This window comes from Pseudomonas sp. HMSC065H01, assembly GCF_001815235.1.
GTDB classification, from domain to species: domain Bacteria; phylum Pseudomonadota; class Gammaproteobacteria; order Pseudomonadales; family Pseudomonadaceae; genus Pseudomonas; species Pseudomonas aeruginosa.
On sequence record NZ_KV819906.1, the window covers coordinates 165,998 to 179,813 of the forward strand.

Below are 13,816 nucleotides of genomic sequence, written 5' to 3' on the forward strand. Positions count from 1 at the left end.
TGTTCTTGTACGCCGAGCACCACGCTGCAGGGCGTTTTGGCGGACGATCTGCGCCGTCCATCGACTGATCCTAAGACGCCAAGCTTTCGCCAGGCTTTCAGCAATCCCCGGTGGCAGAGAAGCCATTTACCGGAGGGTTTTCCCCGGTACACTTCGCCTCTTGTGCCCTCATCCGGTGGTGGAGAACCGTCCATGCGCATCCTTCTGGTGGAAGATCATCCGCAGCTCGCCGAAAGCGTGGTCCAGGCGCTCAAGGGCGCCGGCTGGACGGTAGACCTGCTGCAGGACGGGGTGGCCGCCGACCTGGCCCTGGCCAGCGAGGAGTACGCCCTGACGATCCTCGACGTCGGCCTGCCGCGGATGGACGGCTTCGAGGTGCTGGCGCGCCTGCGCGGGCGCGGCAAGACCCTGCCGGTGCTGATGCTGACTGCGCGCGGCGAGGTGAAGGACCGGGTGCACGGCCTCAATCTCGGCGCCGACGACTACCTGGCAAAGCCTTTCGAACTGTCCGAGCTGGAGGCGCGGGTCAAGGCCCTGCTGCGCCGCAGCGTGCTCGGTGGCGAACAGTTGCAGCGCTGCGGCGCCCTGGTCTACGACCTCGGCACCCGGCGCTTCAGCCTCGACGAGCAGCCGCTGACCCTGACCTCGCGGGAACAGGCGGTGCTGGAAGCGATGATCGCCCGTCCGGGGCGGGTGATGAGCAAGGAGCAACTGGCCGCCCAGGTCTTCGGCCTGGACGAGGAGGCCAGCGCCGACGCCATCGAGATCTACGTCCACCGCCTGCGCAAGAAGCTGGAAGGCGGCGCCGTGCGCATCGTCACCTTCCGCGGCCTCGGCTACCTGCTGGAGGCGCAGGGTGACTGATGCCGGCAGCCTGCGCGGAAGGCTGCTGCTGTGGCTGGCCCTGCTCCTGCTGCTGGTGCTCCTGGCGAGCGGCCTGAGCGCCTACTGGAACGGTCGCGAGGTGGCCGACACCGCCTACGACCGGACCTTGCTGGCCTCGGCGCGGGCGATCGCCGACGGGCTCTACGAGAAGGACGGCACCCTGCGCGCCGACGTCCCCTACGTGGCACTGGATACCTTCGCCTACGACAGCGCCGGGCGGATCTTCTACCAGGTCAACGACATCCACGGACGGATGATCTCCGGCTACGAGAATCTTCCGGCGGCACCCGCCGATACCCTGCGCACCGACGACTACCCGGCCCTGGCCAAGTTCTACGACGGCGTCTACCAGGGCGTCGACGTACGCGTGGTGAGCCTGCTGCAACCGGTCAGCGAACCGAGCATGAGCGGCATGGCGGAGATCCGCGTGGCGGAGACCGAAGGCGCCCGCGAGCGCATGGCGCGCAGCCTGATGACCGATACCCTGCTGCGCCTGGGCGTCCTCGGCGTCGGCGCGCTGGTGCTGGTGTGGCTGGCGGTGAGCGCCGCGCTGCGTCCGCTGGATCGCCTGCGCCGCGAGGTGGAAGAGCGCCAGCCGGACGACCTGCGGCCGTTGCCGATGCTAGAGGTCCAGCATGAATTGCGGCCGCTGGTGGAGTCGCTGAACCACTTCACCCAGCGCCTGCGCAGCCTGTTCGAGCGGCAGTCGCACTTCATCGCCGATGCCGCCCACGAGTTGCGCACGCCGCTGGCGGCGCTCAAGGCGCGCCTGGAACTGGGCCTGCGCGAGCAGGAGCCGGAAGCCTGGCGTTCGACCCTGGAGACCACGGCGAAGAACACCGACCGCCTGATCCACCTGGCCAACCAGCTGCTCTCCCTGGCGCGCATCGAAAGCGGCGCCCAGGCCATTGCCGAGGGCGGCGCCGAGCGTATCGACCTGACCGCCCTGGCCCGGGAACTGGGCCTGGCGCTGGCGCCGCTGGCCTATGCGCGGGGAGCCTCGCTGGCGCTGGAAAGCGCCGGGCCGGTGTGGATCCAGGGTGAACCGACGCTGCTCAACGAATTGCTCAGCAACCTGCTGGACAACGCGCTGGCGCACACCCCGCAGGGCGGCAACGTGATCCTCAGGGTGCTGGAGGGGGGCGTGCTGGAAGTGGAAGACGATGGTCCGGGAATTCCCGCCGCCGACCGCGAGCGGGTCTTCCAGCGCTTCTACCGGCGCGGCGACAGCCCCGGCAGCGGCCTGGGGCTGGCGATCGTCGGCGAGGTCTGCCGGGCGCACCGGGCGCAGATCCAGCTCGACCAGGGCGAACTGGGCGGCTTGCTGGTGCGGGTGCGCTTCCCGGCGGAGTAGGGCGGGGTCTATTGCAGCATGCTGGTGGCGGCTTCCAGGGCGCTGGAGAGGTCCTCGTCTTCCTTCATGTCGACGGTCGGCTCGAGGCCGAGCTTGGCGAACGCCGGGATCTGGCTCCAGTCCAGGCGGGTATAGGGATGCTCGCTGCCAAGGTAGCTCTGCAGGGTGGCGACCTGGACCAGGTCGGTATAGTCCGCGCGCGGCGAGTTGCGGGTGAAGTCCAGGTGCTGGCGCGGGACCTCGGCGATCGGCGCGGGGAAATCCCAGGCCTTGAGGATGCGCTCGCCGATCAGCGGATGGATGCGCTCGATCACATGGCTCAGGCTGATGGAGTCCGACAGCAGCTCGTTGTGATCCTCGGCGTAGGTGAGGATCGGCAGCACGCCGATCTGGTGCACCAGCCCGGCCAGGGTCGCCTGGTCCGGCGCCAGGCGGGTGTAGTGACGGGCCAGCACGTGGCAGATGCCGGCGATCTCGGTGCTCTTGTTCCAGACTTCGCGCATCTTGCGGTCGACCACGTCGGTGGTGGCCTGGAACATCTGCTCCATGGCCAGGCCGGTGGCCAGGTTGCAGGTGTAGTTGATGCCCAGCCGGCTGATCGCCATCTGCAGGTCGGTGATTTCCTTCGGGCTGCGCAGCAGCGGACTGTTCACCACGCGGATGATGCGCGCGGTCAGCGCCGCGTCGTTGCCGATCACCTTGCTCAGGGCCTGGATGCTGACATCCGGGTCTTCCGCCGCCTCACGGACCTGCAGGGCCACCTCGGGCAGGGTCGGCAGCACCAGTTCATCCTGATCGATGGCGCGGATCAGGTCCTGTTGGACTTTGTCGGCAAGCTTGCTCATGGCATTTCCTTTGAAAACGCAATGGCCGGAGCACGCTCTACGTGCACCGGCCATGGGAATACTGGCGGGCCGTCCGCGGACGGCGAGGCACAGTTTACGGTCAGCGCTGGATTTCGCGGTCGCTGTCCAGCGTGTAAGGCAGATTGAGGAGGACGAGCGGCGCTCCTTCGGCGCTTCCGAGGCTGATCCGGCCGTCGGCGACGGCGTCGTCCTGCAGCACGGCGAGCAATTCCACGCTGTTCTCCGGCGTACGGGCGGCCAGTACCACTTCGCCGACGCTGGTGGAATGTACTGGCGAGAACAGCCCGGTGCCGGGCGCCGGCACCTCGTCTGCGTCCAGCGCCAGGCGATACAGGCGGCGCTTGAGGCGGCCGAGATACTGCATGCGGGCGACGATTTCCTGGCCGGTATAGCAGCCCTTCTTGAAGCTGACCCCGCCGACCGCCTGCAGGTTGATCATCTGTGGGATGAACAGCTCGCGGGTAGCGCCGAACACCTGGCCGATGCCTGCGCGCACCTGGCCGAGCAGCCAATCGTCGAGCGGCGCCTCGCGGCTGTGCTCGCGGAGCGTGGCAAGCACCGCCTCGGCGCGCTGCGCCGGAACCCATAGCTCGACGCGGGCGTCGCCCAGGGCGACGGCGAGCAGGTCGCCGTGGCGGGCGATCCTGCCGCTCTCCGCCGGGGTGTCTATCCCCAGGGCGCGCAGTGCCTCGCTGGCGTCGCGCAAGCCTATGCGGAGCCAGGCTGCGCTCTCGTCGGCAAGGCTGGCCTTGGAGAATACGGCGTATTTCTTCAGGTCCGCCAACTGGGCCTCGAGCAGCTCGCCGGCCATCGCCAGCAGCAGGCCGTCGCCCTCGGGCAGGATGCGGAAGCTCGATAGCAGGCGGCCCTTGATGTTGCAGCGGCCGCCGAGGCTGGAGGTCTCGTCGTTGAGGTAGGCGAGGTTGCAGGTCAGCTGGCCCTGGAGGAACTTGGCGGCGTCAGGGCCGCGGACGGCGAGGATGCCTTCATGGACTAGCGGGGTGTGGAAAGCGGGGTCGGCCATTGCGATGCTGCGCGGTCAGTCAGTCAGGACCGTCATCATAGAACTCGGTCCGAGGCTTGTCAGCGGGCAAGAATGCCTGGCGCATCCGCCTTGGCGGTTGTCGGACACTTCCGAGGCCGCCGTCGGCATGGGCCTGCGTCCCGCGCGGATACCCTTGGTTTGCCGGGCAATACGACCAAGGGCGGACGCCGGCGGAGCGACGCCTCGTCATCGGGCCGCGCCATTCGAGCGCAACCGCCCTATAATGCCGGGCGTTTTCGAGGAGCCCGAACATGGCAGATGAAACCGAACTGAAACGACTCTACTGGCACAGCCGTCGCGGCATGCTGGAACTGGATGTGCTGCTGGTGCCTTTCGTGCAGGAGGTTTACCCGGGCCTGGACGCCGAGGACCAGGCGCGCTTCCGCAAGCTGCTGGAGTGCGAGGACCAGGACATGTTCGGTTGGTTCATGCAGCGCGGCGAGCCGGAAGACGCCGACCTGCGGCGGATGGTGCGGATGATCCTGGACCGTGTCCAGCCGGATTGAGCCGTTCGAATGCCGCTGGCGGGTCTCTCCGATCCTGCTGGCGGCGAGCCTGGCACTGTGGGCCCTGGCGCTGCTGTCGATCCTGCTGGCGGCGCTGCCGGTCTGGCTGAAGCCGCCGCTTGCGCTGGTCTGCCTGGCCTACGGTGCCTGGGGGCTGTACCGCCAGGTACTGCTGCGCGGCTCGCGGGCCTTCCGCGGCTTGCGCCATGACGAGCGGGGCTGGCAGCTGTGGAGCGCCGGAAGCGGCTGGCAAGCGGTGCAATTGCGCCCTGACAGCCTGGCGTTGCCCTGGCTGATCGTACTGCGCGTGCGCCTGCCGGGCCGCTGGCGCATCCTTGGCTGCTGTATCCCGGCCGATGCATTGGGCGCCGACAGCCATCGGCGCCTGCGTGTCCGCCTGCGCTTCAGTCGCCGTAGATGGGCGGCACCAGGATAGTGTCGCGGGCTTCGGGCAGCAGGTCCGGATAATCCAGCGTGTAGTGCAGGCCCCGGCTTTCGCGGCGCTGCATGGCCGAGCGGATGATCAGTTCGGCGACCAGTGCCAGGTTGCGCAACTCGATCAGGTCGCGGCTGACCTTGTAGTTGCTGTAGAACTCGTCGATCTCGCTGAGCAGCAGGCGTACCCGGTGCTGGGCGCGCTGCAGGCGCTTGTTGGTGCGCACGATACCGACGTAGTCCCACATGAAACGCCGCAGTTCGTCCCAGTTGTGCGCGATGATCACGTCCTCGTCGGAGTCGGTGACCTGGCTGGCGTCCCAGCTCGGCAGGCTTTCCGGCACGGGCGTGCCGGGCAGGCGCTGGAGCATGTCGGCGGCGGCAGAGCGGGCATAGACGAAGCATTCCAGCAGCGAATTGCTGGCCATGCGGTTGGCGCCGTGCAGGCCGGTGAAGGTGGTTTCGCCGATGGCGTAGAGGCCCGGCACGTCGGTATGCCCGTGCTGGTCGACGAGCACGCCGCCGCAGGTATAGTGAGCGGCCGGCACTACCGGGATCGGTTGCTGGGTAATGTCGATGCCGAAGTCCAGGCAGCGCTCGTAGACGGTGGGGAAGTGCGCCTTGATGAACTCGGCCGGCTTGTGGCTGATGTCCAGGTAGACGCAGTCGATCCCCAGACGCTTCATTTCATGGTCGATGGCGCGGGCCACGATATCCCGGGGCGCCAGCTCGCCACGCGGGTCGAAGCGCGGCATGAAACGCTCGCCATTGGGCAGGCGGAGCAGGGCGCCTTCGCCGCGCAATGCCTCGGTGATGAGGAAACTCTTGGCCTGCGGGTGGTACAGGCAGGTCGGGTGGAACTGGTTGAACTCCAGGTTGCCGACCCGGCAGCCGGCGCGCCAGGCCATGGCGATGCCGTCGCCGGAGTTGCCGTCGGGATTGCTGGTATAAAGGTAGACCTTGCTCGCGCCACCGGAGGCCAGCACGGTGAAGCGGGCACGGAAGGTATCGACTTCGCCGCTTTCCCGATTCAGCACGTAGGCGCCCAGGCAGCGCTTGCTCGGCAGGCCTAGCTTGCGCTCGGTGATCAGGTCGACCGCCACCCGCTGCGACAGCAACTCGATGTTCGGTCGCCGCCGGGCCTGGGCCAGCAAGGTATTGAAGATCGCGGCGCCGGTGGCGTCGGCGGCATGGATGATGCGCCGGTGGCTGTGCCCGCCTTCGCGGGTCAGGTGGTATTCGAAGCTGCCTTCCTCGTGGTTGTGCTGCTCGTCGCGGGTGAAGGGCACCCCCTGTTCGATCAGCCACTGGATCGCTTCGCGGCTATGCTCCACGGTGAAGCGCACCGCATCCTCGCGGCACAGGCCGCCACCGGCGACCAGGGTGTCCTCGACGTGGGATTCCACGGTGTCGGTATCGTCCAGCACGGCGGCCACGCCGCCCTGGGCCCAGTAGGTCGAGCCCTGCGACAGTTCGCCCTTGCTGAGGACGGCGATGCGCAGGTGTTCCGGAAGGGTCAAGGCCAGACTCAGGCCGGCGGCGCCGCTGCCGATGACCAGTACATCGTGTTGATAATGTTGGCTCATGCCCGCATTTCCCCGTGGTGGAGCCCTAGTATATAGAAGGGCCTGGCGGCACAATAGCGCACCCCCGCTGCCGGTCCGGCGGATGAGCTGCGGGCCTGTCATCGGCAGGCGTCATCAGAGCGGGGCGATGTAGTGCTGGAACTTTCTTAGACGCATCGGTTCCAAAGCAGGATGCCTGAAGACCTCGTCCGGTTGGCCTACCCAGCGGCACAGAGGCCGGGCCCTGAGCCCGATGCAATCCATTTTCGCGGGGCCCGGACACGATGTCCGGGGCCGCACGTCACGAGCGAGGAAAAAACTCGTGACGCATGCTTGGAGGGGAGAACTTTTGCAAGAAGCCCGAGTCTATCTTGGCAAGACGATTCGCTGGGACGCTCGAAGCTCCTCCAGGTTCGAAGAGGAGCTTTCATGCTAACCCAGGAACAGGATCAGCAACTGGTTGAACGGGTACAGCGCGGAGACAAGCGGGCTTTCGATCTGCTGGTACTGAAATACCAGCACAAGATACTGGGATTGATCGTGCGGTTCGTGCACGACGCCCAGGAAGCCCAGGACGTAGCGCAGGAAGCCTTCATCAAGGCATACCGTGCGCTCGGCAATTTCCGCGGCGATAGTGCTTTTTATACCTGGCTGTATCGGATCGCCATCAACACCGCGAAGAACCACCTGGTCGCTCGCGGGCGTCGGCCACCGGACAGCGATGTGACCGCAGAGGATGCGGAGTTCTTCGAGGGCGACCACGCCCTGAAGGACATCGAGTCGCCGGAACGGGCGATGTTGCGGGATGAGATCGAGGCCACCGTGCACCAGACCATCCAGCAGTTGCCCGAGGATTTGCGCACGGCCCTGACCCTGCGCGAGTTCGAAGGTTTGAGTTACGAAGATATCGCCACCGTGATGCAGTGTCCGGTGGGGACGGTACGGTCGCGGATCTTCCGCGCTCGTGAAGCAATCGACAAAGCTCTGCAGCCTTTGTTGCGAGAAGCCTGACACAGCGGCAAATGCCAAGAGAGGTATCGCTATGAGTCGTGAAGCCCTGCAGGAAACTCTGTCCGCTGTGATGGATAACGAAGCGGATGAACTCGAGTTGCGGCGGGTGCTCGCAGCTTGCGGCGAGGATGCCGAGCTGCGTTCCACCTGGTCGCGTTACCAGTTGGCGCGGTCCGTCATGCACCGCGAGCCTACCCTGCCGAAGCTGGATATCGCTGCGGCGGTCTCTGCTGCCCTGGCCGACGAGGCCGCTCCGCCGAAAGCGGAGAAGGGACCGTGGCGGATGGTCGGTCGCCTGGCGGTCGCTGCCTCGGTGACCCTGGCGGTGCTGGCCGGCGTGCGTCTGTACAACCAGAACGACGCCCTGCCGCAGATGGCGCAACAGGGGACCACCCCGCAGATCGCCCTGCCTCAGGTGAAAGGCCCGGCCGTGCTGGCCGGCTACAGCGAAGAGCAGGGGGCGCCGCAGGTGATCACCAACTCCTCGTCCAGCGATACCCGCTGGCATGAGCAGCGTCTGCCGATCTACCTGCGTCAGCACGTGCAACAATCCGCCGTCAGTGGTACAGAGAGCGCGCTGCCCTACGCTCGGGCAGCCAGCCTGGAAAACCGCTGAGGAGAGACATGCGCACCACCTCCCTGTTGCTTTTGCTTGGCAGCCTGATGGCGGTTCCCGCCACTCAGGCTGCCGACGCTTCCGACTGGCTGAATCGTCTCGCCGAGGCCGATCGCCAGAACAGTTTCCAAGGCACCTTCGTCTACGAGCGCAATGGCAGCTTCTCCACCCATGAGATCTGGCATCGCGTGGAGAGCGATGGTGCGGTTCGCGAGCGCCTGCTCCAGCTCGACGGCGCGCGCCAGGAAGTGGTCCGGGTCGACGGGCGCACCCAGTGCATCAGCGGCGGCCTTGCCGACCAACTGGCCGATGCCCAGCTGTGGCCGGTGCGCAAGTTCGATCCCTCCCAGCTGGCTTCCTGGTACGACCTGCGCCTGGTCGGCGAATCCCGTGTCGCCGGCCGCCCGGCAGTGGTCCTTGCGGTGACTCCGCGCGACCAGCATCGCTACGGCTTCGAGCTGCACCTGGACCGCGACACCGGCCTGCCGTTGAAGTCGCTGCTGCTGAACGAGAAGGGGCAGTTGCTCGAGCGCTTCCAGTTCACCCAGTTGAATACCGGCGCGGCACCTGCCGAAGACCAGTTGCAGGCGGGCGCCGAATGCCAGGTCGTCGGCCCGGCCAAGGCCGACGGCGAGAAGACCGTGGCCTGGCGCTCGGAATGGCTGCCGCCAGGTTTCACCCTGACCCGCAGTTTCATGCGTCGCAGTCCGGTCACCCCCGATCCGGTCGCCTGCCTGACCTATGGCGATGGCCTGGCACGATTCTCGGTGTTCATCGAGCCGCTGCACGGTGCCATGGTTGGCGACGCGCGCAGCCAGCTCGGCCCGACCGTGGTGGTTTCCAAGCGCCTGCAGACCGATGACGGCGGCCAGATGGTGACCGTCGTCGGCGAAGTGCCGCTGGGCACCGCCGAGCGGGTGGCGCTGTCCATCCGGCCCGAGGCCGCCGCCCAGAAATGATCGAGGAGCAGGGGCGAGTGGTGGCGACCGAGCCGGGAGCGGTATGGGTCGAGACCGTGCGCCGCAGTACCTGCTCGTCCTGCTCGGCCAATGCCGGTTGCGGCCAGGGGCTGATGCAGCGCCTGGGCGTCGGCGCGGGGCGTGCCCGGGTGCGCGCGTTGAGCGACCTGAGCCTGCGGGTCGGCGATGCGGTCGTCCTAGGAATTCATGAAGACCTGTTGTTGCGCGCCTCCGTCCTCTTCTATCTTTTCCCTCTGCTCGGGTTTTTCGTGGCAGCATTGCTGGCGACCCGGGCGGGCCTTGTCGAACCTCTGATCATCGTGTCCGGGCTGGCGGGTTTGCTGGCGGCCTGGCTATTGGTGCGTCGGCATGCTCGTCGTCATGCCGATGATCCAGCCTCGCAGCCGGTGGTTCTGCGAGCGCTGATTTCCGGGCCGTCCGATTCGGCCTGAGTCTTTCTCTTCCCTCGAACATCACGGGAGCTGTAGTCGATGCATACCCTAAAACGCTGTATGGCTGCGATGGTGGCCTTGCTGGCCTTGAGCCTGGCGATGACGGCCCGGGCAGAACTGCCGGACTTCACGCCTTTGGTCGAACAGGCGTCGCCGGCGGTGGTGAATATCAGTACGCGGCAGAAGCTGCCGGATCGCGCCATGGCGCGCGGGCAGCTGTCGATCCCCGACCTCGAAGGGCTGCCGCCGATGTTCCGCGACTTCCTCGAGCGCAGCATCCCGCAGGTTCCGCGCAATCCGCGCGGCCAGCAGCGCGAGGCGCAATCGCTGGGTTCCGGCTTCATCATCTCCAACGACGGCTACATCCTCACCAACAATCACGTCGTGGCCGATGCCGACGAGATCCTGGTGCGCCTGTCCGACCGTAGCGAGCACAAGGCCAAGCTGGTCGGCGCGGACCCGCGCAGCGACGTGGCGGTGCTGAAGATCGAGGCGAAGAACCTGCCGACCCTGAAACTGGGCGATTCGAACAAGCTGAAAGTGGGCGAATGGGTCCTGGCCATCGGTTCGCCGTTCGGCTTCGATCACTCGGTCACCGCCGGTATCGTCAGTGCCAAGGGTCGTAGCCTGCCGAACGAGAGCTACGTACCCTTCATCCAGACCGACGTGGCGATCAACCCGGGTAACTCCGGCGGTCCGCTGCTGAACCTGCAGGGCGAAGTGGTCGGCATCAACTCGCAGATCTTCACCCGTTCCGGCGGCTTCATGGGTCTGTCCTTCGCCATTCCGATCGATGTCGCGCTGAACGTCGCCGACCAGTTGAAGAAAGCCGGCAAGGTCAGTCGCGGCTGGCTGGGCGTGGTGATCCAGGAAGTGAACAAGGATCTCGCCGAGTCCTTCGGCCTCGACAAGCCGTCCGGCGCGCTGGTGGCGCAACTGGTGGAAGACGGCCCGGCGGCCAAGGGTGGCCTGCAGGTGGGCGATGTGATCCTCAGCCTGAACGGCCAGTCGATCAACGAGTCCGCCGACCTGCCGCACCTGGTGGGCAACATGAAGCCGGGCGACAAGATCAACCTGGACGTGATTCGCAACGGCCAGCGCAAGTCCCTGAGCATGGCGGTAGGCAGCCTTCCGGACGACGACGAGGAAATCGCCTCGATGGGCGCTCCGGGCGCCGAGCGCAGCAGCAACCGCCTGGGCGTGACCGTCGCCGACCTGACCGCCGAGCAGCGCAAGAGCCTGGATATCCAGGGCGGCGTGGTGATCAAGGAAGTCCAGGACGGTCCGGCCGCGGTCATCGGCCTGCGTCCGGGCGATGTCATCACCCACCTGGACAACAAGGCGGTGACCTCGACCAAGGTCTTCGCCGACGTGGCCAAGGCCCTGCCGAAGAACCGTTCGGTTTCGATGCGGGTGCTGCGCCAGGGACGCGCCAGCTTCATTACCTTCAAGCTGGCCGAATAAGCCGGCTGGCGAAAAAAGGGCGGTTTCCACCGCCCTTTTTCATGCCCGTCAATCCGTTACCTGCGTGACGCCTTGCCCGAGCATCAGGTAAACTCCCCGGCTATTTTTCGGCGGATTGCCGCCCTTGCCCTTTTCGAGTGTGTTGAGCCGTGAGCGACCTGAGCCATATCCGCAATTTCTCCATCATTGCCCATATCGACCATGGCAAGTCGACGCTGGCCGATCGCTTCATCCAGATGTGCGGCGGCCTCTCCGATCGCGAAATGGAGGCCCAGGTCCTGGACTCCATGGACCTGGAGCGCGAGCGCGGGATCACCATCAAGGCCCACAGCGTGACCCTGCACTACAAGGCGCAGGACGGTAAGACCTACCAGCTCAACTTCATCGATACCCCCGGCCACGTCGACTTCACCTACGAAGTCAGCCGCTCGCTGGCCGCCTGCGAGGGCGCGCTGCTGGTAGTGGACGCCGGCCAGGGCGTCGAGGCGCAGTCCGTCGCCAACTGCTACACCGCCATCGAGCAGGGGCTGGAAGTGATGCCCGTGCTGAACAAGATGGACCTGCCCCAGGCCGAGCCGGAGCGGGTGAAAGAGGAAATCGAGAGCATCATCGGCATCGACGCCACCGACGCCGTGGCCTGCAGCGCCAAGAGCGGGATGGGCGTGCTGGAGGTGCTGGAGCGCCTGGTGACCGCCATCCCCGCCCCGGAAGGCGAGATCGAGGCGCCGCTGCAGGCGCTGATCATCGACTCCTGGTTCGACAACTACCTCGGCGTGGTCTCGCTGGTACGGGTGAAGAACGGCCGGGTGAAGAAGGGCGACAAGATCCTGGTGAAGTCCACCGGCAAGGTCCACCAGGTGGACAGCGTCGGGGTATTCACTCCGAAGCACACCGAGACCGTCGACCTGAAGGCGGGCGAGGTGGGCTTCATCATCGCCGGTATCAAGGATATCCACGGCGCGCCGGTGGGCGATACACTGACCCTGAACAACACGCCGGACGTCGAGGTCCTGCCGGGCTTCAAGCGGGTCAAGCCGCAGGTCTACGCGGGCCTGTTCCCGGTCAGCTCGGACGATTTCGAGGACTTCCGCGACGCCCTGCAGAAACTGACCCTCAACGACTCGTCGCTGCAATACGAGCCGGAAAGCTCCGAAGCCCTGGGCTTCGGCTTCCGTTGCGGCTTCCTCGGCATGCTGCACATGGAGATCATCCAGGAGCGCCTGGAGCGCGAATACGACCTGGACCTGATCACCACCGCGCCCACGGTGGTCTTCGAGATCGTGCAGAAGAACGGCGAGATCATCTACGTCGACAACCCGTCCAAGCTCCCGGACCTGGCGTCGATCCAGGAAATGCGCGAACCGATCTGCCGCGCCACCATCCTGGTGCCCAAGGACCACCTGGGCAACGTGATCACCCTGTGCATCGAGAAGCGCGGCGTGCAGCGCGACATGCACTTCCTCAGCGGCCAGGTGCAGGTGGTCTACGACCTGCCGATGAACGAGGTGGTGCTCGACTTCTTCGATCGCCTCAAGTCCACCAGCCGCGGCTATGCTTCCCTGGACTACAGCTTCGATCGTTTCGAGCCGTCCAACCTGGTTCGTCTCGACGTGCTGATCAATGGCGAGAAGGTCGACGCCCTCGCCCTGATCGTCCACCGCGACAACGCCCCCTACAAGGGCCGCCAGCTGGTGGAGAAAATGAAGGAACTGATCCCGCGGCAGATGTTCGACGTGGCGATCCAGGCAGCCATCGGTGGGCAGATCATCGCCCGCTCGACGGTCAAGGCGCTCAGGAAGAACGTGCTGGCCAAGTGTTACGGTGGCGACGTGAGCCGTAAACGCAAGCTGCTGGAGAAGCAGAAGGCTGGTAAGAAAAGGATGAAGCAGGTCGGTAGCGTGGAAATTCCCCAGGAAGCCTTCCTCGCCGTGCTCAAAGTGGATAGCTAGAACCCATGACACTCAATTTCCCGTTGTTGCTGGTCATCGCCGTGGCTGTATGCGGCGCCCTGGCCCTGGTCGACCTGGTGCTGTTCGCGCCGCGTCGGCGGGCCGCGATCTCTTCCTACGAAGGGCAGGTGAACGAGCCCGATCCGGCAGTGCTGGAGAAGCTCAACAAGGAACCGCTGCTGGTGGAGTACGGCAAGTCGTTCTTCCCGGTGCTGTTCATCGTGCTGGTGCTGCGTTCCTTCCTGGTCGAGCCGTTCCAGATTCCCTCGGGGTCGATGAAACCTACCCTCGAGGTCGGCGATTTCATCCTGGTCAACAAGTTCGCCTACGGTATCCGCCTGCCGGTGCTGGACACCAAGGTGATCCCGATCGGCGACCCGCAGCGCGGCGATGTCATGGTGTTCCGCTATCCCAGCGAACCGAACATCAACTACATCAAGCGCGTGGTCGGCCTGCCCGGCGACACCGTGCGCTACACCAAGGAAAAGCGCCTGTACGTCAACGGCGAGCTGGTGGCGGAGAAACTGGTCGGCGAGGAACCGGGCACCCTGGGCAGCGTGACCCTGTACCAGGAGAAGCTGGGCCAGGCCGAGCACCTGATCCGCAAGGAAATGAGCCGCTATCGCATTGAGCCCGACCGCCAGTGGACCATTCCCGCCGGCCACTACTTCATGATGGGCGACAACCGCGACAACTCCAACGACAGCCG

At 65.8% G+C, this 13,816-nt stretch carries 14 protein-coding genes; 11 read left to right on the forward strand and 3 right to left on the reverse strand.

From position 1 onward, the window contains the following. The first annotated feature begins 192 nt into the window (after nt 1–192). Nucleotides 193–864 carry a response regulator gene (locus HMPREF3014_RS20955; RefSeq protein ID WP_034016779.1) on the forward strand — a complete coding sequence of 224 codons (672 nt, stop codon included), beginning with the start codon at nt 193–195 and terminating at the stop codon, nt 862–864. Beyond that, entirely contained in the window at nt 857–2,239 is a 1,383-nt protein-coding gene (locus HMPREF3014_RS20960) for a sensor histidine kinase (RefSeq protein ID WP_010793854.1), read from the forward strand. The genes HMPREF3014_RS20955 and HMPREF3014_RS20960 overlap by 8 nt, the downstream gene beginning before the upstream one ends. Nucleotides 2,240–2,247: 8 nt before the next feature. Here HMPREF3014_RS20960 and HMPREF3014_RS20965 read toward each other — a convergent pair whose 3' ends face one another. Together HMPREF3014_RS20965 and HMPREF3014_RS20970 are read right to left on the reverse strand one after the other, a co-directional pair. Continuing rightward, nucleotides 2,248–3,084 carry an HDOD domain-containing protein gene (locus HMPREF3014_RS20965; protein WP_003085528.1) on the reverse strand — a complete coding sequence of 279 codons (837 nt, stop codon included), beginning with the start codon at nt 3,082–3,084 and terminating at the stop codon, nt 2,248–2,250. Nucleotides 3,085–3,184: 100 nt separating this feature from the next. Continuing rightward, complete coding sequence (locus HMPREF3014_RS20970) at nt 3,185–4,129, reverse strand: CAF17-like 4Fe-4S cluster assembly/insertion protein YgfZ (protein WP_003101947.1); 945 nt, start codon at nt 4,127–4,129, stop codon at nt 3,185–3,187. A gap of 272 nt (nt 4,130–4,401) precedes the next feature. Between HMPREF3014_RS20970 and HMPREF3014_RS20975 the strand changes: the two genes are divergently transcribed. Continuing rightward, nucleotides 4,402–4,656 (forward strand): FAD assembly factor SdhE, encoded by a 255-nt coding sequence (locus HMPREF3014_RS20975; RefSeq protein WP_003085532.1) that lies wholly within the window; start codon nt 4,402–4,404, stop codon nt 4,654–4,656. Beyond that, on the forward strand, nt 4,640–5,092 hold the full coding sequence (locus tag HMPREF3014_RS20980) for a protein YgfX (RefSeq protein ID WP_003454678.1): 453 nt from the start codon (nt 4,640–4,642) through the stop codon (nt 5,090–5,092). The genes HMPREF3014_RS20975 and HMPREF3014_RS20980 overlap by 17 nt, the downstream gene beginning before the upstream one ends. On the opposite strand, the gene nadB is transcribed toward HMPREF3014_RS20980, so the two are convergent. Continuing rightward, nucleotides 5,061–6,677, reverse strand: coding sequence for an L-aspartate oxidase (gene nadB, locus HMPREF3014_RS20985; protein ID WP_003101954.1), 1,617 nt, complete (start codon nt 6,675–6,677; stop codon nt 5,061–5,063). The genes HMPREF3014_RS20980 and nadB overlap by 32 nt on opposite strands. Before the next feature lie 408 nt (nt 6,678–7,085). On the opposite strand from nadB, the gene rpoE reads away from it, so the two are divergent. The 7 genes from rpoE to lepB form a co-directional block, all read left to right on the forward strand. Further along, entirely contained in the window at nt 7,086–7,667 is a 582-nt protein-coding gene (gene rpoE / locus HMPREF3014_RS20990; protein WP_003085543.1) for an RNA polymerase sigma factor RpoE/AlgU, read from the forward strand. 31 nt (nt 7,668–7,698) lie between these two features. Next, nucleotides 7,699–8,283 (forward strand): anti-sigma factor MucA, encoded by a 585-nt coding sequence (gene mucA / locus HMPREF3014_RS20995; protein WP_003101958.1) that lies wholly within the window; start codon nt 7,699–7,701, stop codon nt 8,281–8,283. A gap of 8 nt (nt 8,284–8,291) precedes the next feature. Further along, entirely contained in the window at nt 8,292–9,242 is a 951-nt protein-coding gene (gene mucB / locus HMPREF3014_RS21000; protein WP_003101960.1) for a sigma factor AlgU regulator MucB, read from the forward strand. After that, nucleotides 9,239–9,694, forward strand: coding sequence for an alginate biosynthesis regulator MucC (gene mucC, locus HMPREF3014_RS21005; RefSeq protein ID WP_003110245.1), 456 nt, complete (start codon nt 9,239–9,241; stop codon nt 9,692–9,694). The genes mucB and mucC overlap by 4 nt, the downstream gene beginning before the upstream one ends. Nucleotides 9,695–9,733: 39 nt before the next feature. Beyond that, entirely contained in the window at nt 9,734–11,158 is a 1,425-nt protein-coding gene (mucD, locus tag HMPREF3014_RS21010; protein ID WP_003101964.1) for a serine protease MucD, read from the forward strand. A gap of 149 nt (nt 11,159–11,307) precedes the next feature. Then, nucleotides 11,308–13,107 carry a translation elongation factor 4 gene (gene lepA, locus HMPREF3014_RS21015; RefSeq protein WP_003085555.1) on the forward strand — a complete coding sequence of 600 codons (1,800 nt, stop codon included), beginning with the start codon at nt 11,308–11,310 and terminating at the stop codon, nt 13,105–13,107. Nucleotides 13,108–13,112: 5 nt separating this feature from the next. Continuing rightward, nucleotides 13,113–13,816: signal peptidase I (gene lepB / locus HMPREF3014_RS21020; RefSeq protein ID WP_049267247.1), on the forward strand; the 704-nt coding region annotated here is incomplete at its 3' end.

Coding starts and splice junctions, on each gene's coding strand:
- HMPREF3014_RS20955 (WP_034016779.1), top strand. CDS start 193: ATGCGCATCCTTCTGGTGGAAGATCATCCGCAGCTCGCCGAAAGCGTG.
- HMPREF3014_RS20965 (WP_003085528.1), bottom strand. CDS start 3,084: ATGAGCAAGCTTGCCGACAAAGTCCAACAGGACCTGATCCGCGCCATC.
- HMPREF3014_RS20970 (WP_003101947.1), bottom strand. CDS start 4,129: ATGGCCGACCCCGCTTTCCACACCCCGCTAGTCCATGAAGGCATCCTC.
- HMPREF3014_RS20975 (WP_003085532.1), top strand. CDS start 4,402: ATGGCAGATGAAACCGAACTGAAACGACTCTACTGGCACAGCCGTCGC.
- nadB (WP_003101954.1), bottom strand. CDS start 6,677: ATGAGCCAACATTATCAACACGATGTACTGGTCATCGGCAGCGGCGCC.
- rpoE (WP_003085543.1), top strand. CDS start 7,086: ATGCTAACCCAGGAACAGGATCAGCAACTGGTTGAACGGGTACAGCGC.
- mucA (WP_003101958.1), top strand. CDS start 7,699: ATGAGTCGTGAAGCCCTGCAGGAAACTCTGTCCGCTGTGATGGATAAC.
- mucB (WP_003101960.1), top strand. CDS start 8,292: ATGCGCACCACCTCCCTGTTGCTTTTGCTTGGCAGCCTGATGGCGGTT.
- mucC (WP_003110245.1), top strand. CDS start 9,239: ATGATCGAGGAGCAGGGGCGAGTGGTGGCGACCGAGCCGGGAGCGGTA.
- mucD (WP_003101964.1), top strand. CDS start 9,734: ATGCATACCCTAAAACGCTGTATGGCTGCGATGGTGGCCTTGCTGGCC.